The following is a 20,760-nucleotide window of genomic DNA, read 5'->3' on the forward strand; positions in this document are numbered from 1 at the left end:
AGATCCTATAAGGCTTGGAAAGACAGGCCCGCTCGACTTGCCGGTTCTCCATTTTCCGCCAAGCATATTCGTCCCTGAATGGCTCATTCTATACCATGTACGCCAATTCACCAGAAAAGGAGCAAGCTTATGCCAGCGACGATGACCCCTCCCGCTCAGCAGACGCAGCCGCCGATTCCCGTTCCGCCGCGCGTGATTACAACGAAAGATTTGCTTTACCTTAAGGACGCGCTGTCTTGGGAACTCTCGGCTTTTAAGAAATTTCATTTTTTTGCCCAGCAGGCGACCAATCCGCAAATCAAGCAGGCGCTCGACAAAGCCGGACAGATGCATCAGCGCCATTATGAAAAGCTGCTTACGCATCTGCAAGTGAACAATACCACCGCTATGGCCAACCTGCCGCGTCCGCAGCAGGCGTCTCAATAATTCAAATGTAAGGAGGATGCAGCCGATGCCAGGCCAGCAAGCCCAGAACCCTAACGAAATCGCCAACCCGCAATCCGGACAGCTGCCGCAGGTTAAAGGACCGGAGATGAACGACCGCGACTTCCTTAACGACGGACTGGCCACATGCAAATTGTTGACCGACAACTTCAACGTGGCCGTCCGCGAGGCCAGCCACGAGCAGCTTCATACCGATATGCTTCAGATTTTGACGGAAACGCATCAAAGCGCCCGCGACCTGTTCAACCTGATGTTTCAGAACGGATGGTATAAGCTGGAGGCCGAGGAGCAGCAGAAGCTTCAGCAAGCGCAGCAGCAGTTCAGCGGGTATTCCTCGCAGTTCCCTTATAAATGAGCTAGGAAAAGCTCCTGCCTTTTGCGGCGGGGGCTTGTTTTGTCTACCGGAGCTCTTGCTTGAGAAATTGATACAGCTTAGCCCCCGCCAGCTTCAGAGGATACTCCGACGTTTTGCAGAGCAGGCCGAGGGTCATCTCGACGAGATCGCCGCTGATGGCCCGGGCCGTCGTTCCTTCCGGCAGCGAATCTACGGTAATCTTCGGCACCAGAGCAACGCCTAATCCGCCGGCGACATAATATTTCAAAGCCGTCATGCTGCCGATTTCCATCGTGTTTAACGGCATACCCCCGGCATCCTGCATGACCATCTCCAGCTTCCGCCGATACGGACAGGTGGTTGAGGTGATGAGCAGCGGATAGTCCCGGATCTGATCCGGTTCGACGACCTCCTGCTTCGCCAGCGGGTGGTCTTCGGGCATCAAGACGAGAAACGGCTCTTTGAACAGAGGCTCGAAGTAGAGCTCGGCCCCCAAATCCGGCGCGGAGCAAAGTGCCAAGTCGATGTCGCCTTGAAGAAGCCGCTCGCTCTGCGCCGGCGTACTTCCAAACTCCACCGTAATGCGAATCTTCGGATAGAGAGTTAGAAACTTCTTCAAAACGCCCGGCAGCCGGTAACTTGCCGTCGGTTCCGTCACGCCCAAACGAAGGCTTCCCGCCATCCCCCATTGCAGCTCGGACATATTTTGCTGTACCCGCTCCATGTCTCTGACAATCGGTAGGCTTTGTTCGTAGAGCAGCCGCCCCGCCTCGGTTAGCCGGATTTTCTTCCCGCGCTCGATCAGCTGAACGCCCAAGTCGGATTCCAGCTTTTGCATCTGCATCGTGACGGTCGACTGGGCATAATTCATTTCTTCCGCGGCGCGAATGAAGCTGCCGTGCTGCACGATTGTGTGAAAGGTTTTTAGCATTTTCAGGTCCATTCTCATCCCTCGGGTTATCGAATTCAAATTTTATGAACTCAGCATTCACTTAATTCAATTATACAGAATGTGATTCCTGGCGTACAATCGACTTATAACAAGCAGCGAAGCATAAGGAGGGCATTTTCGATGAATTTGCAGAATAAAGTAGCGCTGGTCACGGGCGGAGGTACGGGGATCGGCAGAGCGGCCTGTCTTGCGTTGGCTGAACGGGGGGCGGCCGTTATCGTAAATTATTCGCGATCCGCTGCCGACGCGGAAGCAACGGTTCAGAGCATCAAGGACAAGGGTGGTCAAGCGGTAGCTATCCAGGCCGATATCTCCCAAGACCGGGAAGTGCGGCATATGGTCGATCAGGCGGTCCGGCAATTCGGGACCGTGGATCTGCTCGTGAATAATGCCGGGATTACCCGGCACATTCCGATGGACGATCTGGAAGCGGCAACGGACGAGGTATGGGACGAGCTCTACGGCGTCAATGTGAAGGGGATGTTTTTCTGCGCGAGAGCCGTGGCCCCTTTCATGAAAAGCAACAAGCAGGGAGCCATCGTGAATGTAGGCAGCATCGCCGGGATCACCGGATTAGGCTCTTCGCTGCCGTATGCCGTATCGAAAGCGGCCGTACACGGCCTGACGAAATCTTTGGCGCGCGCCCTGGCACCGTATATCCGCGTCTCCTGCATCGTTCCCGGAGCCGTCGCGACCCGGTGGTGGGAAGGCAAAGAAGAGCAAATGAAGCGATTGGCTCCGCAGCTATTGCTACAGCGCATTTCCACGCCCGAGGATATCGCCCGCATGATCTGCGCCGCCTTGGAACAGGAAGCCATGACCGGCCAGATCATTACGGTCGACAGCGGACAGACGCTGTAATGGGAACCCGGCGGAGAGGTCCGCAGTTCTTTGGGGCTTGGCCGCGGCCTGCCCCATAGAGCCATACCGTAAAAAGTTACCCTACGAGGCCCGTAACAAATACCGACGGAACCCGAGGCTGTGATCGCTTGGGTTTTAGGGCCGATGAACAGGGGGACCCATACCTATCGTTTGAGAAGCCAAGGACTTCGATAATAAATTCGAAGAAAAACAAAAAAAACGGCTCTTGCCGCGAACAAGAGCCGTTTTTTGCATTATTCCACGAATTCAAAATCGCCGCCCAGAGTTAATAAGAGTGGAAAATAGGAACTGGGACTGTTATACCAATGGTTCCATCCATAAAAGTCTATGTAAGTGCCTGCTCCTTTGTCTGTGTTTATAAGCATCCATGCTCCTGCTGCTGCAACGGCGGTCACCGCAGAAGCAAACCAAGCAGGAGGAGTCACCGAAAAGAAAAGCATAGTTGCTTGCATAGCAGCAATTGTTCCTGTAACAGATGCAGTAGTTAGCATAGCGCAAGAAATTCGATAATATGGTAAAATTTAAACAAAATTAAAAGGGAGAAATTGTACAATGAAACAAGTACTACTTAATTTTTTTAAAAAAAGACTACCATGGAATATTTTGAATTTTATTATTTTATTCACAATTTTGCCTAGCATTTTGAACGTAGATCTTCAAACATCTCTTATGGTAGGATCAATAGTTTTTATCGTAGTGGGTTTAATAGAAATTATTGCAATGGCACTGTGGGGACGAAAATAGCTGGTCAATAAATTGAACAGAAGGGCTAAAAAAACCACCACGTCGATAATCGGTAGTACTGACTAAGTGGTTTTTTGGCTTAGTTTCCCATTTTGTTTACTCTATAAAAAACAATCGCTCCGTAACAGTTTCTCAACTTGCTCGTCGCTATAGCCAAGCTCCGCCAATCTTCGGGCGGCGAACCCTCCACTTTGTTGATGCTCTGTATACCGCGTCATGTAATCCTTTATGCCGTAAAGCTTTTCAAAGATTGCGCCCATCCGGGCAAGGTAGAAAATCCGCCCTTGACTTCCCCGAACAAGAACGTCGGTGGGTAAGTTACAGTCTCCCTAAAAAAAAGAAAAGCCGGACCGTCCCAAGCTCGTCGCTTGGGCAAGTCCAGCCTCAAGATATGGGTATATTTCCGGTCTCTATTTTGAGAGTTCCCGCCTCACCCAGCATCGCTCCGGCAATTGTCAGAAAATCCTCCCGGGCGATCTCGAAATGGCCCGAGCGGAGCTTATACCCCCAATGCCGGTTCCCGCGCGTAAAGCTGAGTCGATCCAGCAGCGGGGCGATTTTCACTTCGCTGCAGGGCACATAGCGGATATCCCGGCGGAACGGCACGAAGGAATCGGACATCCGGTATTCGTAAACCCGGTCGTCCGCCACTTGTCCAATAGCGGTAAAAGCTTGCAGCGGCTCCCCTTCCTTCATGTCCGTACGCGGAGAATAATAAATGAGCCAGTCTCCGGGGCGCATCCTCCGGAGCGGCGCAGACTTGCCGTGGCACAGCTGGGCGAACCCGCCCTGCACGCCCCGGCTTACATGGGAAGCGGAGACGACGCCGATCCAGTAGCGCTCTTGCCCGGGTACCGATTGGTCCGGCATTTGTCATTCCTCCTGTTCATTCTCGCCGCAGTTAAGTGTTAAGCAAGAGAGCTTGCTTCAAGCGGTCCTTCTGCATGAGATGGTGGCGGTAATGCATTTCAACGAGCTTGAACCATTCCTCCGCGGTCAGTCCCCCAAAGCGAGGATGGGCGACGGTATGGTGCAGTGGCGCATTTTCCAGCTTTGGTGCGATTTCGTACATTCGGCGCACGACGGATTTCAGTCCTTCGACAAGCTGCTCTTTACTTTCGGGCTGCTGAGGCGTGTATTGCGGTGAAGGCGGGACCTGAATGCGCACCGGCGGCAAGCTTCCTTGCTCGAATATGGCTGCCCCCACCTCCGTCTTTTCGCCTGCGGATACGGCGTCATTCCCATCTGGCGCCAGGCAGCGCTCCGCGTTGGCAAGCTGCAGGTACAATGCGGCGCCGATCAAATGCCGGTACATTTGTCCGAGAGACCATTCGTTCTCTCCCGGCTGCTGCTTCAACTGTTCCATACTGAAGCCTTCCAGCTCCTGAATGTAATGCTCCGTAATTTCCTCAAAACTCCGCAAAATTTCCGTTGTATTCATAGCTTATCCCAGCTCCTTTTCATCATCTGCTCTTACTATACAAAAACGCTACTGACAACAGTATGTCAGTAGCGTTTCAGCATCTTTTCGGCTTCTTCCCGGACCCGGATCTTCAGCGCCTCCGGCTCCATCACCACGGCATTCGCCCCCCAGCCGAGCACCCAATGCAGCAGCTCCTCGGGCTGCCGGACGCGAAACGTGATGACCAAGCCTTCCTCCCGATCCTCGAAGGCTTCCAGGTAAAAGCTGCACGTTTCCTTCACCCGATCCACGATCGCCGGACTTACCAGAATACGTACCCGGACGTTCCGGTCATCCGTAGGCAAGTAATCCTGCAATTGAAAATCCGGAGGAAACGAGAACGGGTCCTCCAGAACAGCCAGGCCGTTCATTCGGGATAACCGGAAATGGCGCAGCTCCTGCCGCAGCTCGCAATGCGCCAGCAAGATCCAGGTACCGCGAACAAGGATAAGCCCGTAAGGGGCGGCCGTGCGGTGGCTATGGCGACTCCCGTCAACCTCCGGCCTGTTTTTGGAGTAATGGAACTTAACCTTCCTCCGCTCCAATATCACCTGACGCAGCGCTTCCAAGTACTGCTTCTCCCGCCCGCTGATCGGCGCGTCGCCCGCAGCCAGCAGCCGCATGGTCGCGCGAATCCGGGACGCCTCGCTGCGGACGCTCTCCGGCAAGACGGCTTCGATCTTGCCCCGGGCGTTCTGCGCCTTCGCGCCGTATCCGGTATCGAACTTTTGTTCGACAAAGTCCGATCCGATCAGCAGCGCCACCGCTTCTTCCACCGTAAAGCTCACCGGAGGCAGAAAATACCCCTCCATCAAGGAATAACCCTGCCCCGGAGCGCCGACAACCGGAACCCCCGCCTCGCTAAGCGCTTGAATGTCCCGGTAGATGGTCCGTGTGCTCGTCTCGAAGCGGGCCGCCAAATCCTCCGCCCGCAGCACCCCTTTGCGCTGCAATTCGATGACGATGGCTAACAAACGATCCGTTTTGTTCATCTCTGCCGCCTCCTCTCCTATAAGATCGAATTACACAAATTTGTTGCGGAACGTTTTAGGGGTCAGCCCCGTTTCGCGCTTGAATATGCTGCAGAACTGGGCATCGTTAATGAATCCCGTTTCCGAAGCGATTTCCGATACGAGCATCTTCGTATTCAGCAGCAGCGACTTGGCCAGTTCGAGCCTTTTGAGAAACAAATATCTTAGCGGTGCCGCGCCGGTCTTTTCCTTGAACAGATGCCGGAAGCGGTCATAGCTATAGCCGGACATCGTGGCCAGCGTCTCCACCGATATGTTCTGTTGAAAATGTTCGTCCATGAAGTTGATGACGTACTGCATCTGATCTTCCTGCGTCGGAGGCATCACATGGATTCTCAGGAGCCGCTGAAGATGGATAATCAGCTCGGCCACCATCAAATCGAGCATCTCGGAATACCCCTCCCGCTGCTCTGTGAACTCCCGCTTCATGCGAAGGAGGAACTGCCCGATCGTCCGATCCTCGTCATCCTCATATACACTATTCAAATCCTTCATACCCGGATAGCCGGAATGGAAGCCGATGCATATCACCTCCGATTCCTCGCTCTTGTGATTCTCGTCATGCAACACGTGGGGAGAGATGAGCGCAAACGTCCCTTCCCGAAATGTATGCTGCCTGGACCCGATTTGGGTAATGCCGTCTCCCTGAAAATAGTAGACGAGCTCGCAGCATCCGTGCTGATGGGCTTGGATATAGGTTTGTTCGGGATTTTTTATGAAGAAAATAAAATTCAGCTCGTTCATCGCTGCGCCCTCTTCTAACTATTATTTAGCCGAATCCTATAACAAATTGACCGAAAAGATATAATGTTCTACCGTCCTTTTTGTTATCATCATATCATTACAATAACCAAATTAGAAATATAGGGAGGTTACAGCACGGCTTGTGTAAGCGATTACAGTTTGAGGCCCCACGATCTATTGCGACGGTAAAAGCATAGAACTTCGGAGAAGATACAAGAAAGGGACCTGATCATAAACCGGATTCTTATTGATACGGATATCGGAAGCGATATCGATGACGCGTTGGCTCTGGCCGCTGCTCGTTACGCATTCCCAGAAATTAAAAGTTATTCAAGTCGCCTTGAGCGACTTTACGACAGCGCTGTGGAACGCGATGTTCGCTATGACCGTAATCGCGATCATCATCCCGGTGCTGATCCTGCTTCCCAGCGCTACTTCGTTCAAGGCGTTGCGAATACGGGAATCAAGGAATAATGAAATACTAAGGAGGCCGATCACATGGATCATGTTCAAAAAATAATAATCGATGCGGATACCGGAATCGACGATGCCCTAGCCATTCTGTATGCGCTCAAAGCTCCTGCGGTTCGAGTGGAAGGGATTACGACCGTCTTCGGCAATATCAGCGTCCGGCAGGCGACGGACAATACGCTGCGGCTCCTTCGGCTGGCCGATGCCGGTTATGAGGTGCCTGTCGTTCAAGGCGCGGAAGGACCGCTGGTGCGGAAGCTTGAAGGCAGCTTTGCCACCCATGTGCACGGGGTGAACGGCATCGGCAATGTCGAGCTCCCTCCAGCCGACCAACAGCCTTTGGCGGAAGCAGCGGATGACTTTATCATCCGCAAGGCGGATGAGCTGAACCAAGAGCTGGTGCTGGTCACGTTGGGAAGACTGACGAATCTGGCGCAGGCGCTGGCCAAAGATCCGGCGCTCCCGGCCAAAATCAAGCACGTGTATGTCATGGGCGGCACGATTCATTCTCCCGGCAATGTCACCCCGGTAGCCGAAGCGAACATTTGGGGGGATCCCGAGGCGGCGGACGCCGTGTTCAGCTCGGGATTGCCTGTGACGATGGTCGGCTTGGACGTCACCATGAAAACGCGGTTGACCCGGCACCATCTCGATTTCTTACAGCGTCATGGCAAGGAAGAAAACCGGAAAATCGTCGATTTTATTTGCGATTCGATGCCCTTCTACTTCGGTTACTACCGGGCGTCGAACTACTTTCTCGATTCCGCTCCGCTTCATGATCCGCTTACCGTATTGGCCGCGGTGGAACCAGCGATGATGGCCGCCAGGACGATGAAGGTAAAAGTCGAATGCGAAAGCACGTTATGCAGGGGGATGACCGTCGCAGATTTGCGTCGTAATCCTACGATCGGCAGCCCGATCCGGGTCTGCGTTGATGTCGACGCCGAGCTTGCGGTCGGCAAATTACTGTCCGTATTTGTGTAAACTCGAAACCCTTCGTCTCCGCAGCAGAAACAGCTAAAGCCAAAGCTTCTCCGGCACGTACGCCGCGGAAGCTTTGGCTTTTTTTGCCCAATGTCTGACACTCTCCCCGGAATCCCGCACCAATGTTAAACAGATTTTTACTATTCATTCTCCTGCATTTGATGCTAGACTTAAACATAAGAATCTAGCGTGCAGCAAGGAGGTCACACACAATGTCAATTGTCCCGAGCTTACTGGAGTTCAATAAAAAATTCGTTGCCGAGAAACGGTATGAAGATTACTTAACGGACAAATATCCCGATAAAGAAGTCGCCGTGCTGACCTGTATGGATACGCGGCTTAGCGAACTGCTCCCGAAGGCGCTGGGCTTCAAGAACGGAGATGCGAAGTTCATCAAAAATGCGGGCGCGATTTTGACCCAGCCGTTCGGCAGCGCCATGCGCAGCCTTCTGGTCGCCGTCTACGAACTGGGCGCGCGCGAAGTGATCGTGATCGGACATCACGGCTGCGGCATGACAGAGATTGATCCAGCGCGCATGGTGAACAAATTCGCGGAGCATGGCATCGATCCTCTAGTAATCGAGACGCTTGAAAATTCCGGCATTCGCATGGAAAAGTTTTTGCGCGGCTTTAGCTGTGCGGAGGAAGGCGTGATGCACAGCGTCAAAATGATCCGCAGACATCCGCTTTTCCCCCAAGCGATCCCTGTTCACGGCTTCGTGATGGACCCCGAGACCGGGGCGGTCGAGGTCATTGTCGAGGACTACCGGGAAGGCTGACCCGGTCATAGCATGGAAACCTCCTGCTTTCCCAAGCATTCGAAACGTGGCAACGAGAATGCCATACATTTTTTTACAATGGTGGTTATCATCATGAAGGAGGACGTTTTGTGCGAATTTCCAAGCTTTTGATGGTCATGATAACGGCTATGATGTTTATTGTTATTTTCCCTTGGCATACGCATGCGGCAGGTAACGAAGCAGATACCGATCTGACAAGCATTCATCAGGGCGCAGGGGCGCTCTCGCCCGCATTTTCACCAAACGTGACGGAATATTGGGTGAAGATGCGCAGCTCCGAACAAGGCTTCTACACCGCCGCCGTTCCTGCCAATTCCGGGGTGACGATGGCGTACTCGATGAACGGAAGCGCCTGGATCACGCTGGGCGAAAATACGTCGACCGGCTATATCGCGACGAATCGGGGAGACAACAAGTTTCAAATCAAAGTTACCTCGGCCGATTCATCCACGATCAAAACGTACATGATCCATGTGTACTTCCCTGCGACGAACGATGGGGATTTGAGCGATTTGCGTATAAGCGGAGCGGCGTTAACCCCACCTTTCCAGGCTTCCACGACGAGCTACACGGCAAGCGTTCCTTATGCGACGAGCAGCCTGTCGCTCACCGGGGTATTGGACGACCCCGCCGCCTCCTTCAGCATCAACGGGTCGGCAGCTACCGACGGGACGGCGTCCACCCCAGTTCCTTTGAACGTCGGCAGTAATACGATTACGGTGCAGACCACATCGAACGATAAAACGGTCAATAAAACGTATACGGTTACGGTCATGCGGGCTGCGCCTGGCACGAATGCGAAGTTGAGCGCTTTAACCGTCTCCGGGACCACAGTAAGTCCCCCTTTTGAACCGCAGCTTATGGGGTATGTTCTGGCGGATGTCGGCTATGCGACCCAGGAAATGACGGTTACACCGACGACGGCCGATACGGCAGCGACCGTGCAGCTTCAGATCAACGACGGAGGCTTCACAACGGTTAGCAGCGGCTTGCCCAGCCAGCCGTTTGCCCTGAACGTCGGGGACAACCGCATCCAAGTCAAAGTGGTCGCGGAAAACGGAACGGCAACGACGACCTATACGATGACCGTGAAGCGGCAAAGCAACAACGCAGGGATAAGCGGGCTAGGCGTGACCCCGGGGACCTTGAACGAACCGTTCGCATACGATAGGCTGGCCTATACGATGGCGGACGTCCCGTACTCCACGTCCAGCTTGGCGGTAACGCCCGCGTTATCCGATGCGAACGCCTCCGTCTACGTTCGCGCCAACGGAGGCAGCTACATACCGGCGGCGAGCGGCTCTTCGGCTACCCTGCCTCTGACGGTGGGCAGCAATACGCTGGAGATCAAGGTATTGGCCGAGGACCCGTCCGTGGAAAAAATATATACGCTCACCGTAACGAGACTAAAGAATAGCGCGGCCAGCTTGTCCGACTTAACCGTTTCGCCCGGACACCTTGACTTTTCCAGCCAGGTAACGGACTATTCCATGACGGTAAGCCGTTCCGTCCCATCGCTCACGGTGAAGCCCGTCTTGCCGGATGGCAACCCGGCCGCTACGGTTCAGGTCCGAATCAACGGCGGCAGCTACGTTCTCGTTCAAAGCGGCATGGACAGCCCGGCGCTACCCTTGATATCCGGCGCACAAAATGTCATCGAAGTGCTGGTTACCGCACAGGACGGGACGAACCAGCTGTACACCATTCGCGTGACTCAAGCCGGAACGCCGGTGCTGACGAAGCTGGTCATGGAGGGGATGAAGGTGCGGCTGACCTTCTCCGAGCCGCTGCGGTCCGTTGCGGATGCGTCCTACTTCAGCGTCACCAATATGAGCCGCAACACGGCGCTGTCGGTAACCGATGTCGTCTACACGCCGGGAGACGCTGAAGCAGGCTTCACCGCGAGCGGTCCGCTGCAGCCGGGGGATGATCTGGAATTCCGTATCCAAGCCGGCGCGGTAAGCAGCCTTAGCGGGCAGACGAACGCGGCCGTAAGCCTCAAGGTAGTCTACGGAGACGCCATACAGCAAATGCAGCGCAGGCTGGCCGATCTCGATACCGATCATGACGGGATTGGCATCCGTGAAGTTCTCGCTTATTTGAACTCGCCGTACGGACACAATGACTTGAACGGAGACGGTCAATTTACCCGTGAAGATGTGGCGATTGTATTGAAACAGATCGGGGCGAAATTCGTTTCGCCGCAGCAACCATAGAAAGCAGCCGTTTCCCGGCGCATCGGGGGACGGCTGCTTTTTCGATCATCCGGAGGCGCAATTGAACCGGACTCAAATGCATGGTAGAATTTGTATGAATATAACTGAAAGGCGGTTAACCGATGAGGATATTAGTTATTGGCGCTACGGGAACGCTTGGCAGAGCTGTCGTCGACAGATTGAAGGATACCCACGAGATTATAAAAGCGGCACGGCGCGGTGGCGATGTGACCGTAGATATGACATCAACGGAGAGCATCGCAGCGATGTACGAAGCAGTAGGAAAAGTCGATGCGGTCGTTGTCACGGCGGGAAGTGCCAAGTTTCTTCCACTGGCCGATATGACCCCGGAGGATAATCAGGTTGCCATCGACGGCAAGCTCAAAGGCCAGGTCAATATCGTTCTGCTCGGATTGAATTATGTCCATGACGGCGGCAGCTTTACGCTGGTGTCAGGCATTTTAATGGACGATCCTATCGCGCAAGGAACCTCTTCCGCGATGGCCAACGGCGCCATCCGGGCGTTCGTCAAGTCGGCTGCGATCGAAATGCCGCGGGGCATCCGGATTAACACCGTCAGTCCAAATGTGCTGGAAGAATCGTGGAACGATTATGCCGGTTATTTTGCCGGATTCGTGCCCGTTCCCGCCGGCAAAGCGGCCGCCGCGTATCAGAAGAGCATCGAAGGCAAACAGACCGGCCAGTGCTACGAAGTTTATTAACTTTATTTCACATCGATTGCAAAAATAGATCTCGCTTGGCCTTGATCCCAGTTGGCATTGATCGAGATCGTGTAGCGTCCGGGTTGTTTGGGTAAGTGCAGCCGATTCCCGTCCAAGGGCACCGCCTTACCCTCTTTTTTGCCGGCGTCCGATTCGGACACCATAGTAATCTCCAGCATCAAGGGCTTCATGCCCTTCGGGTAGGTAATGACAATATCCGATTCCGGCTTCACGGCCACCGGAGGGTATTCGGCTTGCTTGATAATTTCGGATGCCGGGCTGGGCCACGTGTAGGGTTTGAAGCAATCCGTCCAACATGCGTTGCCATCAAGCAGCGGAATCTCCTGCATCCAGACGATTCCGCTCTCGGTTTTCTTCTCATAGGCAACGGAGGGAACGGGCGTCAAGATCCGTTCGTCGAATTTGACGCTGTATTGCTGAATATAAGTGGTCCGCTTGTCCTCTCGGAAATAAACGTCCGCTGCCATCTGTTCCGCCACGAAGCGCAGCGGAACATAGGCGTGTCCGTTATAGTTGATCACGGACAACCTTTTGTCTGCCCCGTTGATGACGAATTTCTCAGACGTCAGAAAGTCCAGAGAGGAGCTTGCCCCGTAAGCCGCAACGGTAATCACTACGAATACGCAGACGATCGAAGCTATAATATATTTTCTCAAAAGATACCGTCCTTCCTTTTCCGCATCTTGATCCATTATATTACGCGGAGCGGCTTTTTGCCGCTGCTGCGACTGCAATCGTTACGGTTGCGGCATACGTCGGCTTTTCCCGCCATGCTTACTCCTTATTCGTTCAAGTAGGTGGTCGTCCGGTTCTGGATCAGCTTCGCGACTTCCTCCGCGGACTTCTGGCCGCTGAAGAACGCTTCGGCCTCGTCATATATGATGTTCAGCACTTTAACGTCCCAGTCGCTATAACCATCAGCCGTATGCAGGAACTGCTTGAATCGGGCAAAATCCTCCTCCGACACCTTCGCCGTTTTTCCATCCGCAAGCTTATACACTCCGCCCTTCGTTTGCTTCTGAAGCTCATCCAACTTCTTTTCGTTCACCGATTTCAGGAGTGAAAATCTTTCCTCGTAGGGAGACGACTGCACTTCTTCGGATAGCAAGAAGGCCATAAACTTCCATGCATCCTCTTTGACCGCAGATTTGGCTTGTATCGCAAGCTCCGAGGTGGTAACAATCCGGATTCCGCCGGTTTTTCCTTCCGGGTGCGGCTTTTGCAGCAGCTTCGGATTCGTATAATGTCCGATAAAATCGGCAGGCGAGAATATCCTTGCGGAGGTGAATAGCGGCCTTTCGTTGTCCACCGGTCGGGCCGTCAGGATTTTGTCGTCATACAGCTTTTTAACTTGCCGCAGCAAGTCCGTGAACGCCGGGGAGTCGAATTTGGCTTTCCGGGTCGAGGGGTCGACAAATTCTCCGTAGCTGTCCACCACCCATTCCTGCAGGATGACTTCCGGCGACTCATTCCCCAAGGCATAGCGGCGGTCCTTGCCGCTCTCGGTCTGCTGCACCAGCTTTCGGGCGATCTCTCCAAACTGCTTCCAGCTCCAGCTTTTGTCGTCGACCTTCACGTTCGCCTCCTGCAGAGCGTCCCCGTCCCCTATGAGTGCCCGCAAGAAGAAACTGGCAGGCATCGTATACAAGCCGCCGTTCCTTTTCATCGCGTCCAAAACGTTCGTCTGCAAGTCGCTTTTATTCACCGTTTTGTCCTGGTTCAGCATATCGCTCATGTTCAAGAGAAGCTTTTGATTCACATATTTATCGACGGGCAAGCTGGTCACTTCGATAATATCCGCGCCTTTCCCCGATAGCAGTGCTGTATTTGTCGTTTTAATATATTTCTCCATATCGACACGCTCTTCACCCGGCTGCTTGAAGCTCTGGATTTGCAGGTCGATGTCGGGATACTTCTCCTTGAATTTCTTCGCAGCCGCCTCGTAGTACGGGTTCGGCTCTTTTAGAGATAAGGTCACGACCGTCTTTCCCTCTTTCGATTTCGGCTGCTCCTTGCTTGCCGTCGTCTCCTTGCTTGCCATCGTCTCCTTGCTGTTTCCGCATGCGGTTGTCGCGGCCAGAATCACGCAGGCGAATCCAAGCCCCAATCGTTTTTTCATCGTAGATTCCTCTCTTCCATCGAATGATTATATTGGTGCGCGGCTACTGCAGCCGCACCCGGTTGCCATCCTGCAAGGGCTCGCTGCTTTCCAGAAGTATTAGATCGTTCTCGTACACGCTGTCCCGCGGAATCTTCGTTACTTTGTCGTTCGTTTCCGTGGCACGAATTTGTACCTTGCGCACAATAAACACATTACCCAAAGCGCCTTTCCTTTCTTCCACTTTATAGAAGAACTTGCCGTCACGATCCTCATGTATGGCCTCGTTCGAAATCAACAACCCCTCTTGCTGCGAGCGCTTCGTGAGCTTGACCCGTGCCTGCTCACCTCCTTTCAGTTCAGAGTCCGCCACCTTCACCCGCACCACTTTCCGGGCAATCGCAGCGGTTGGATTGGTCGCCTTGCCGGATGAGCCCCCCATGCGCGGCTCGGCATCCGCCAATTCCAGAATGGCGCCTTCCAGCATGGCCGGCTGCTGATCTCCTATGGCCTGAACTTCGACCTGCACCTTGTCCTCCAGGGTAATCCCCAGATTGGTCAACAGCGGCGCATCGGCGATAAACTCGAACCGGTAGCCCCGGCTTTCGTTCGTGATCACAAGATCCGGCTCTCCCGCGGAAGCCAAGCCCACGACGGCATTCAATTTCGTAACCATCCCGTCGAACGGGGCGGAAATTTCTTTTTGGCTGGCCAGACGGTCGCCCAATTGCTTGATTTTGCGGTCCTGGATGCCCAGATCGAGTTTTTGCTTCTCCAGATCGCGGCTAGCGCTCCGCTTCTTCATCTCGTCCGCTTCCTGTGCCGATACAATGAAGCGGTCCTGGATATTTTGCAGCTCGATTTGCTGCTTTTCCCATTGCGCCTTTTCATCCTGCAATTCCCGTTCGGCGGAGGTGCTGTCATAGGTGACAAGCGCCTGCCCCTTCGTCACCCGCTCCCCTTCCTTCACGTGAACCGCTTTGACCTTCCAGCCGCCGGGATTCGTTAGCCTGGCCTCCGCGATCGGCTTCAGGTTCCCGCTTCCTTCAAGCGTATAGACAAAGCCCTCCTGCGTCGGCTTCTCCGTTCTGACCTTCGGCAAGGTCAACGACTGCAGCGTATTGCCGAATAAGGTGAACAGCGCGAGCAGCGCGATAAAGCTGCCGAACACCGCGCGAAGCTTTCTTTTGCGACTACGTTCTACAGGCTCTTCGTTCGGTCCCATTTCCGCGTCCTCCGTCTCCTAACCGTACAAAGCTACCCCTTGATGCCGGACAGCTGGATGCCTTCGATAAAGTAAGTTTCCGCATACAAAAACAGCAGCACCATCGGTGTCATATAAAGCATGGACGCAGCGAAAGCAATCCCTCGTTCGCCTTCGCGCACTTTCGATAAATAAACCGACAGCGGCTGCTTGAACGAATCGTCCAGAAAAATAAGCGGCTGCTCCACCATGTTCCAATAATCCGCGAACAGCAGAACAACGAGCGCCCCCAGCCCCGGCTTGAGCATCGGGACAATGATCTCGCTGAAAATCCGCACGTGCCCGGCCCCGTCCATCTTGGCCGCCTCGATATAGGAAAACGGAATATGCAGCGCGAACTGCCTGAGCATGAACACGCCGAATGCCGCGAACACGCCGGGCCATATAACCGCAGACGGACTGTTCAGCAGCCCCAGCTTATCGGCCATCATATAGTTGGGCACCAGCGTCACTTGGAACGGCATGAGCATCGTCAGGACATAGACGAGAAACAGCGCATCCCGGCCCCGAAAACGCAGCTTGGCGAAGGCATAGGCCGCCAGCGCGCCGACGATGGTCTGTCCCGCAATGATCGGCACCACCAGGAAGACCGAATTCCAAAACATCCTCAGAAAGCTTGAATCGAGGACCAGCACGCTCGCATACTGCTCCAGCGACGCCAGATCCGGCAGCAGCTTTAAATTCACAAACCGGTTCGCGTTCCCTGCGGCAACGTCGTTCATTTTCCCGATCAGCCCATAATTGACGCGGATTTCCTGCTCGGTCATCAGCGAGTTTGTGAAAGTAATCACGATGGGCATTAGCAGCACCGCCGCGATGACGGCCATGACGACCGTTAACGTTCCTTTTTGCCAAGCTCTTGAACTTCGCAGCAGACTCTCCTCCCGCTATTCCATAAACTGCCGGAAACGGCGCTCCAGCGCAAACAACGCGAAAACCACAAGCAGAATGCAGCCCGCCATCAATGTCGCCGCCGCGGTCAATTTCTGCAGCTCAAGTGTCATGAACATATTGTTCATATAGTGCTGCAGCGTATAGATGCTGTCGTGCGGATAATCGCCCGCAATCAAATACGTCTCCCGGAATATTTTAAACGAGCCCGTGATGGACATGATGACGACGAAAAACATCGTCGGCGTTAAATATACGAGCGTAATGCTGCCGAACTGTCGGAATCGTCCGGCGCCTTCCATCCGGGCGGTTTCGTAGTAATCGTTCGGAATCTGCTGAAGCCCGGCCAGAAATAAAATCATGTTGTAGCCAACGTTTTTCCATAAATAAATGACCATAACCACATGCCGGGCCGCCTCCGTCTTCATCCAATCCACACGTGCGAGCCCGAAGTAATTCAGCCACGCGTTAAGCGAACCGTTCCAGTCGAACAGCATCTGCCAGATGAGAACAACCGAGGCTACGGGGACGACAAGTGGCAGCACGTAAGCCGTTCTCAGCATATTGCGTAGGTACATCTTCCGGTTCAGCAGCAGCGCCAGTCCTAAAGACAGCCCTATGATGAGCGGCACGCTGACCGCGGTAAAATAGAACGTATTGGACGCCGCTTTCCGAAACGAACCGCCCGTAAGCAGCTCGCTGTAATTCGCCAGCCCAACGAATCGGCCCCCGACCGGGCGATCCAGGAAGGAGTCGTACACCCCCGCGGCAAACGGAGTAAGGTAGAACAGCGCGAATCCTGCGACGCTCGGCGCGAGAAACAGCAGGGCCGCCGCCGCATCGCTCCGGGTCCATCGTTTCATTCCTGGCTTCAGCATGAATCGGCAATCGCCGTCTGACCGTCATGGCCAAGCCGCATGGCAGCTTTCCTGTTGTTCATCGGATCACTCCCGCTTTCTGTGCGTGATAACAAAAAAAACCCGCTTCTTCATCCCCAGCACTGTCCTTTCCTTCACTCTTAGGATAGGAAATACTGTTTAAAAAGAAGTAGGGTAATCTTAAAATTTTTCTTAATTTGTTTGCGGCAGACGCACTTCAAAGATGGTGCGGTTCGCGCTGCTATGGGCGGTCACCGTTCCGTCATGCTGCATCACAATGTTCTTCGTGATATATAGGCCGAGACCCGTGCTCCCCTCTTGATACGTGCGCGCCTTGTCGCCGGTATAGAACATATCGAAGATGTGCGGCAGCTCACCGGACGGGATCGGAGTCCCGTAATTGATCACTTGAACTACGACCGCTTCCGCTTCGGAATAAGCGTTCATGTCCACGAACCGGCCGTCTTTTCCGTAACGGATGGCATTGGTCAGCAGATTCTCGAACACGCGCGCCAGCAGGTCTCCGTCGCCCAATACCGACAAACCGGGGGCCACCTGCAGCCGGGCCGTCAATTGATGCTTTTCGAAGGCAGGATACAGCTCCTCGTTCAACTGGACCAGCAGCTCACTGAGATCGATGGTTTGTTTCTCGAAGGCAACCATACCGTAATTCATTCTCGTAATTTCGAACAGCTCGTCGACAAGCTTCTCCAGACGCTGCGATTTTTGAAAAGCAATATCCGCATACTGTCTGACCTGCTCCTTGGTCAACTGCTCGTCCTTCAAAATAAAATCCAAATAACCGATCACCGAAGTCAGCGGCGTGCGCAAATCATGCGCCAAATTCAGGACCAACTGATCCTTGCTGTTCTCCGCAAAGTCTCCTCTTTCGACGGCCTGCTGCAGCTTTTCGCTCGCCAGATTGATGTCCGTCGCAATGTCCTCGAACTCGTCGCGGGAGGAAATGTGGACGCGCTGCTTAAAATCGCCGCTCGCCAGATGATGAATACCCTTGGAAATCTTATTGAAATAAGTGGCGTAAGGCTTGGTGAGGATAAAGAAAAACAACGTCGCGAGCGGAATGAAAAACAGCAAAAAAAAGTTAATATCTCCGACAATGTTGATGAACATGCGCACGTAAGCCAGCGGATCCTCAAACTTCACGAACGTTCGGTAATAAAACTGTAGGATTTTATAGAACAAATACGTAATGGTGCCCGCGAACAGCATGCTTAAACCGAGCAGCAGGATCATTTTGGACCGAAAGGTGCGCACCATGCTAGCCATTGAATGTATATCCCACCCCCCATACCGTTTTGATCAGCTTATGTTTACGTTCATCCTCTTGTAATTTTTTCCTCAGCTTCCGGATATGAACCATCACCGTATTGCCGCCTTCATAGTAATCTTCGCCCCATACCTGCTGAAAAATATTTTCCGCGCTGAACACTTTCTTCGGATAGCTGGCCAGCAGATACAGAATATCGAACTCTTTCGGCGTGAGATCGACCGATTCGCCATATAAAGTAACCGTGCGCTGATCGGGATAAATGGCCAAGCCTCCTGTTTCCAGCACGGGTTTGTTCTCCGCCGACGATTGGCTGAGCAGTCTGGAACGCCGCAGTTGGGCGTTCACGCGGGCGATCAGCTCCATCGGATTGAACGGCTTGGTCATATAATCATCCGCCCCCCTCACCAAGCCTGCGATCTTGTCCAGATCGGATGTCTTGGCGCTCAAGAAAATGATCGGCATATGATTCGTTTCCCGGATTTGCCGGGTCACTTCGTAACCGTCCACTTTGGGCATCATAATATCTAAAATCGCCAGATCGATCGATTGCGTCTGAACGGCCTGAATCGCTTCCTGCCCATCCGCTGCTTTAATCACATGGTAGCCTTCTTTGGTTAGATGCAGTCCGATCAAATCGGCAATCGCCATCTCGTCATCCGCGATCAAAATCGTGATACGCTTCATCGCATTCACCCTCTGCATAGAGTTAACCATTCCATTGTACCAGAACTTCCGGCGCTGCATGCACCGGTACGCTACTATTTCGGCGTCCGGCGACATAGCTTAAGATAAACTAACTAACCTTGGGATGTGTTGTCATGACGCAGCTTCTGGAAAAGCCTAATTTTCTCGTACTTCTTGTCGACGAGGAACGGTACCCTCCCGTTTACGAAAACGCGGAAATCCGGGACTGGCGCAGGCACAACCTCTGGACGCATCAGCTGTTGAAGGCCCACGGGCTGGAATTCCACAGCCATTATATCGGGAGCGCCGCATGCTGCCCCAGCCGCGCAACGCTGCTGACCGGCCACTTCCCCTCACTCCATGGCGTCAGCCAGACGGACGGAATCGCCAAAGAAGCTTTCGACTCGGATATGTTCTGGCTGGACCGGAACACCGTGCCTACTATAGGGGATTACTTTCGGGCGGCCGGCTACGAGACTTACTATAAAGGAAAATGGCACGTCTCGTACGAAAATATCACGGTGCCGGGCACGCATGCGGGCCTGCCCAGCTACGATCCGTTAACGGGCGTACCGGACAAAACGCTGGAGGACCTGTATGACGGGGCGAATCGGTTGGACAACTACGGCTTTTCCGGTTGGATCGGCCCGGAGCCTCACGGCAAAAATCCCCGGAACTCCGGCTCTTCCGCTGCCATCGGGTTGAGCGGCCGGGACGAAATCTATGCCGCGGAGGCCGCCGGGCTGATCGCGTCTCTCGATGCCCGGAAACAGCAGGATCGAGACGCCCCGCCTTGGCTAATCGTCGCTTCGTTCGTGAACCCGCACGATATTGTGCTATACGGCGATCTTACGGCGCGGCTCCCCGTGTTCCGCTTCGAGGTGGAGCCGATGCCGGAGGTGGCTCCTGCACCGACGATGCACGAGTCTTTGCTCACGAAGCCGCGCTGCCAAGCCAGCTACCGGGATATTTATCCGAGAGCCTTGCAGCCGATTACCGATCATCCGTTCTACCGTAAACTTTACTACCAGCTGCAAAAGAACGCCGACCGGCAAATGCTCAAGGTATTCGAAGCGCTTACCCGCTCGTCGTTCTACGACAATACGATCGTGATCTTTACTTCCGATCACGGGGAATTGCTGGGGGCGCATGGCGGCCTCCATCAGAAATTTTACTGTGCCTACGAGGAAATTCTGCATGTCCCGCTCGTCATTCATAACCGGCGTCTGTTCCCGCAGCCGAAGCATGTCCATGCCCTTACCAGCCATGTTGATCTCCTGCCCACGATGCTCGGACTGGCGAATGCTCCCGTTGACCAGATAAGGGAGCAGTTGCAAAGCCGCTTCAGCGAGGCCCGGCCCTTGGCCGGACGCGACCTCACCCCGTTGGTTGCTGGGCAGAACCAGACGGCCATCGCGGAGGAGCCGGTCTATTTCATGACCGACGACGATGTGACCCGGGGACAGCACCAGATCAATCCGCTCGGAGAGCCCTATCCGTCTGTCGTGCAGCCTAATCATGTCGAGTCGGTCACCGCGGCCCTCTACCTGAATGGCAGACGGGAATTATGGAAGCTTGCCCGCTATTTTGACATTATCCAATTCTGGAGCCATCCCGGACTCAAGGACGAAACCTGCCAGCACGTCAAAACAACCCCTGAGCACGACGAATACGAGCTTTATCTGTTGACCGACGATCCCATGGAAACGTGCAACCTGGCGCATCCTCTCTATGCAACGCCGTATACAAGAAGCGTTCAAGCTTGGATGCTGCATCTGCTGGCTGAGCAGCGAGAACAAAAGCGGTTATCCCCCGCCGCAATACGGGGAATACGCCCCTCTTAGGCC

Annotated in this window: 23 protein-coding genes; 10 read left to right on the plus strand and 13 right to left on the minus strand. The window is 54.0% G+C overall.

What is annotated here, in order from left to right; genetic code table 11:
• Positions 1 to 129: 129 nt before the first annotated feature.
• Positions 130 to 426 (plus strand): ferritin-like domain-containing protein, encoded by a 297-nt coding sequence (locus ET33_RS17770; protein ID WP_036684550.1) that lies wholly within the window; start codon positions 130 to 132, stop codon positions 424 to 426.
• A gap of 25 nt (positions 427 to 451) precedes the next feature.
• Positions 452 to 799 (plus strand): spore coat protein, encoded by a 348-nt coding sequence (locus tag ET33_RS17775; RefSeq protein ID WP_036684552.1) that lies wholly within the window; start codon positions 452 to 454, stop codon positions 797 to 799.
• Positions 800 to 842: 43 nt separating this feature from the next.
• Here ET33_RS17775 and ET33_RS17780 read toward each other — a convergent pair whose 3' ends face one another.
• Complete coding sequence (locus ET33_RS17780) at positions 843 to 1,721, minus strand: LysR family transcriptional regulator (protein WP_036684555.1); 879 nt, start codon at positions 1,719 to 1,721, stop codon at positions 843 to 845.
• 129 nt (positions 1,722 to 1,850) lie between these two features.
• On the opposite strand from ET33_RS17780, the gene ET33_RS17785 reads away from it, so the two are divergent.
• Positions 1,851 to 2,591, plus strand: coding sequence for an SDR family NAD(P)-dependent oxidoreductase (locus ET33_RS17785; protein WP_036684560.1), 741 nt, complete (start codon positions 1,851 to 1,853; stop codon positions 2,589 to 2,591).
• A gap of 254 nt (positions 2,592 to 2,845) precedes the next feature.
• On the opposite strand, the gene ET33_RS17790 is transcribed toward ET33_RS17785, so the two are convergent.
• Complete coding sequence (locus tag ET33_RS17790; protein ID WP_036684563.1) at positions 2,846 to 3,064, minus strand: hypothetical protein; 219 nt, start codon at positions 3,062 to 3,064, stop codon at positions 2,846 to 2,848.
• Positions 3,065 to 3,164: 100 nt separating this feature from the next.
• Between ET33_RS17790 and ET33_RS17795 the strand changes: the two genes are divergently transcribed.
• Positions 3,165 to 3,356, plus strand: a complete 192-nt coding sequence (locus tag ET33_RS17795) for a hypothetical protein (protein ID WP_036684566.1) — start codon at positions 3,165 to 3,167, stop codon at positions 3,354 to 3,356.
• Positions 3,357 to 3,740: 384 nt separating this feature from the next.
• Here ET33_RS17795 and ET33_RS17800 read toward each other — a convergent pair whose 3' ends face one another.
• From ET33_RS17800 to ET33_RS17815, 4 genes are all read right to left on the minus strand, one after another.
• Complete coding sequence (locus ET33_RS17800) at positions 3,741 to 4,226, minus strand: EVE domain-containing protein (RefSeq protein ID WP_036684570.1); 486 nt, start codon at positions 4,224 to 4,226, stop codon at positions 3,741 to 3,743.
• Between the two features lie 31 nt (positions 4,227 to 4,257).
• Entirely contained in the window at positions 4,258 to 4,797 is a 540-nt protein-coding gene (locus ET33_RS17805; protein WP_036684574.1) for a DinB family protein, read from the minus strand.
• 65 nt (positions 4,798 to 4,862) lie between these two features.
• On the minus strand, positions 4,863 to 5,810 hold the full coding sequence (locus tag ET33_RS17810) for a helix-turn-helix transcriptional regulator (RefSeq protein WP_036684578.1): 948 nt from the start codon (positions 5,808 to 5,810) through the stop codon (positions 4,863 to 4,865).
• Between the two features lie 30 nt (positions 5,811 to 5,840).
• Positions 5,841 to 6,593 (minus strand): AraC family transcriptional regulator, encoded by a 753-nt coding sequence (locus tag ET33_RS17815; RefSeq protein ID WP_036684581.1) that lies wholly within the window; start codon positions 6,591 to 6,593, stop codon positions 5,841 to 5,843.
• Between the two features lie 274 nt (positions 6,594 to 6,867).
• Here ET33_RS17815 and ET33_RS17820 point away from each other — a divergent pair, with 274 nt between their 5' ends.
• The 5 genes from ET33_RS17820 (at position 6,868) to ET33_RS17840 (ending at position 11,786) form a co-directional block, all read left to right on the plus strand.
• Complete coding sequence (locus tag ET33_RS17820) at positions 6,868 to 7,113, plus strand: hypothetical protein (protein WP_036684585.1); 246 nt, start codon at positions 6,868 to 6,870, stop codon at positions 7,111 to 7,113.
• Positions 7,092 to 8,048, plus strand: coding sequence for a nucleoside hydrolase (locus ET33_RS17825; RefSeq protein WP_036684588.1), 957 nt, complete (start codon positions 7,092 to 7,094; stop codon positions 8,046 to 8,048). The genes ET33_RS17820 and ET33_RS17825 overlap by 22 nt, the downstream gene beginning before the upstream one ends.
• Before the next feature lie 212 nt (positions 8,049 to 8,260).
• Positions 8,261 to 8,827: a beta-class carbonic anhydrase gene (locus ET33_RS17830; RefSeq protein WP_036684590.1), complete on the plus strand. Its 567-nt coding sequence runs from the start codon at positions 8,261 to 8,263 to the stop codon at positions 8,825 to 8,827.
• 110 nt (positions 8,828 to 8,937) lie between these two features.
• Positions 8,938 to 11,064 (plus strand): cadherin-like beta sandwich domain-containing protein, encoded by a 2,127-nt coding sequence (locus ET33_RS17835; protein WP_036684592.1) that lies wholly within the window; start codon positions 8,938 to 8,940, stop codon positions 11,062 to 11,064.
• A 122-nt stretch (positions 11,065 to 11,186) separates the two neighbouring features.
• A complete protein-coding gene (locus ET33_RS17840) occupies positions 11,187 to 11,786 on the plus strand; it encodes a short chain dehydrogenase (RefSeq protein ID WP_036684594.1) in 600 nt (199 codons plus the stop codon).
• A 2-nt stretch (positions 11,787 to 11,788) separates the two neighbouring features.
• Here the strand turns inward: ET33_RS17840 and ET33_RS17845 are convergent, their stop codons facing one another.
• From ET33_RS17845 to ET33_RS17875, 7 genes are all read right to left on the minus strand, one after another.
• On the minus strand, positions 11,789 to 12,463 hold the full coding sequence (locus ET33_RS17845) for a stalk domain-containing protein (RefSeq protein WP_063761662.1): 675 nt from the start codon (positions 12,461 to 12,463) through the stop codon (positions 11,789 to 11,791).
• 125 nt (positions 12,464 to 12,588) lie between these two features.
• Complete coding sequence (locus tag ET33_RS17850; RefSeq protein WP_036684597.1) at positions 12,589 to 13,926, minus strand: ABC transporter substrate-binding protein; 1,338 nt, start codon at positions 13,924 to 13,926, stop codon at positions 12,589 to 12,591.
• Between the two features lie 43 nt (positions 13,927 to 13,969).
• Positions 13,970 to 15,130, minus strand: a complete 1,161-nt coding sequence (locus tag ET33_RS17855; protein ID WP_036684600.1) for an efflux RND transporter periplasmic adaptor subunit — start codon at positions 15,128 to 15,130, stop codon at positions 13,970 to 13,972.
• Between the two features lie 32 nt (positions 15,131 to 15,162).
• Entirely contained in the window at positions 15,163 to 15,996 is an 834-nt protein-coding gene (locus tag ET33_RS17860) for a carbohydrate ABC transporter permease (protein WP_051775415.1), read from the minus strand.
• Positions 15,997 to 16,056: 60 nt separating this feature from the next.
• A complete protein-coding gene (locus ET33_RS17865) occupies positions 16,057 to 16,923 on the minus strand; it encodes a carbohydrate ABC transporter permease (RefSeq protein ID WP_036684756.1) in 867 nt (288 codons plus the stop codon).
• Positions 16,924 to 17,130: 207 nt separating this feature from the next.
• Positions 17,131 to 18,225 (minus strand): HAMP domain-containing sensor histidine kinase, encoded by a 1,095-nt coding sequence (locus ET33_RS17870; protein WP_036684605.1) that lies wholly within the window; start codon positions 18,223 to 18,225, stop codon positions 17,131 to 17,133.
• Positions 18,218 to 18,913, minus strand: a complete 696-nt coding sequence (locus ET33_RS17875; protein WP_036684608.1) for a response regulator transcription factor — start codon at positions 18,911 to 18,913, stop codon at positions 18,218 to 18,220. Before ET33_RS17875 ends, ET33_RS17870 begins: the two co-directional genes overlap by 8 nt.
• Before the next feature lie 134 nt (positions 18,914 to 19,047).
• On the opposite strand from ET33_RS17875, the gene ET33_RS17880 reads away from it, so the two are divergent.
• Entirely contained in the window at positions 19,048 to 20,757 is a 1,710-nt protein-coding gene (locus tag ET33_RS17880) for a sulfatase-like hydrolase/transferase (RefSeq protein ID WP_036684611.1), read from the plus strand.
• Positions 20,758 to 20,760: the final 3 nt, after the last annotated feature.

It is taken from the genome of Paenibacillus tyrphae (assembly GCF_000722545.1).
Classification (GTDB): Bacteria; Bacillota; Bacilli; order Paenibacillales; family NBRC-103111; genus Paenibacillus_G; species Paenibacillus_G tyrfis.

Bases quoted from the DNA above. Each gene is read 5' to 3' on its own strand.
- ET33_RS17770 (WP_036684550.1), top strand. From the start codon at position 130: ATGCCAGCGACGATGACCCCTCCCGCTCAGCAGACGCAGCCGCCGATT.
- ET33_RS17775 (WP_036684552.1), top strand. From the start codon at position 452: ATGCCAGGCCAGCAAGCCCAGAACCCTAACGAAATCGCCAACCCGCAA.
- ET33_RS17780 (WP_036684555.1), bottom strand. From the start codon at position 1,721: ATGGACCTGAAAATGCTAAAAACCTTTCACACAATCGTGCAGCACGGC.
- ET33_RS17785 (WP_036684560.1), top strand. From the start codon at position 1,851: ATGAATTTGCAGAATAAAGTAGCGCTGGTCACGGGCGGAGGTACGGGG.
- ET33_RS17790 (WP_036684563.1), bottom strand. From the start codon at position 3,064: ATGCAAGCAACTATGCTTTTCTTTTCGGTGACTCCTCCTGCTTGGTTT.
- ET33_RS17795 (WP_036684566.1), top strand. From the start codon at position 3,165: ATGAAACAAGTACTACTTAATTTTTTTAAAAAAAGACTACCATGGAAT.
- ET33_RS17800 (WP_036684570.1), bottom strand. From the start codon at position 4,226: ATGCCGGACCAATCGGTACCCGGGCAAGAGCGCTACTGGATCGGCGTC.
- ET33_RS17805 (WP_036684574.1), bottom strand. From the start codon at position 4,797: ATGAATACAACGGAAATTTTGCGGAGTTTTGAGGAAATTACGGAGCAT.
- ET33_RS17810 (WP_036684578.1), bottom strand. From the start codon at position 5,810: ATGAACAAAACGGATCGTTTGTTAGCCATCGTCATCGAATTGCAGCGC.
- ET33_RS17815 (WP_036684581.1), bottom strand. From the start codon at position 6,593: ATGAACGAGCTGAATTTTATTTTCTTCATAAAAAATCCCGAACAAACC.
- ET33_RS17820 (WP_036684585.1), top strand. From the start codon at position 6,868: ATGACGCGTTGGCTCTGGCCGCTGCTCGTTACGCATTCCCAGAAATTA.
- ET33_RS17825 (WP_036684588.1), top strand. From the start codon at position 7,092: ATGGATCATGTTCAAAAAATAATAATCGATGCGGATACCGGAATCGAC.
- ET33_RS17830 (WP_036684590.1), top strand. From the start codon at position 8,261: ATGTCAATTGTCCCGAGCTTACTGGAGTTCAATAAAAAATTCGTTGCC.
- ET33_RS17840 (WP_036684594.1), top strand. From the start codon at position 11,187: ATGAGGATATTAGTTATTGGCGCTACGGGAACGCTTGGCAGAGCTGTC.
- ET33_RS17850 (WP_036684597.1), bottom strand. From the start codon at position 13,926: ATGAAAAAACGATTGGGGCTTGGATTCGCCTGCGTGATTCTGGCCGCG.
- ET33_RS17855 (WP_036684600.1), bottom strand. From the start codon at position 15,130: ATGGGACCGAACGAAGAGCCTGTAGAACGTAGTCGCAAAAGAAAGCTT.
- ET33_RS17860 (WP_051775415.1), bottom strand. From the start codon at position 15,996: ATGGCCGTCATCGCGGCGGTGCTGCTAATGCCCATCGTGATTACTTTC.
- ET33_RS17865 (WP_036684756.1), bottom strand. From the start codon at position 16,923: ATGAAACGATGGACCCGGAGCGATGCGGCGGCGGCCCTGCTGTTTCTC.
- ET33_RS17870 (WP_036684605.1), bottom strand. From the start codon at position 18,225: ATGGCTAGCATGGTGCGCACCTTTCGGTCCAAAATGATCCTGCTGCTC.
- ET33_RS17875 (WP_036684608.1), bottom strand. From the start codon at position 18,913: ATGAAGCGTATCACGATTTTGATCGCGGATGACGAGATGGCGATTGCC.
- ET33_RS17880 (WP_036684611.1), top strand. From the start codon at position 19,048: ATGACGCAGCTTCTGGAAAAGCCTAATTTTCTCGTACTTCTTGTCGAC.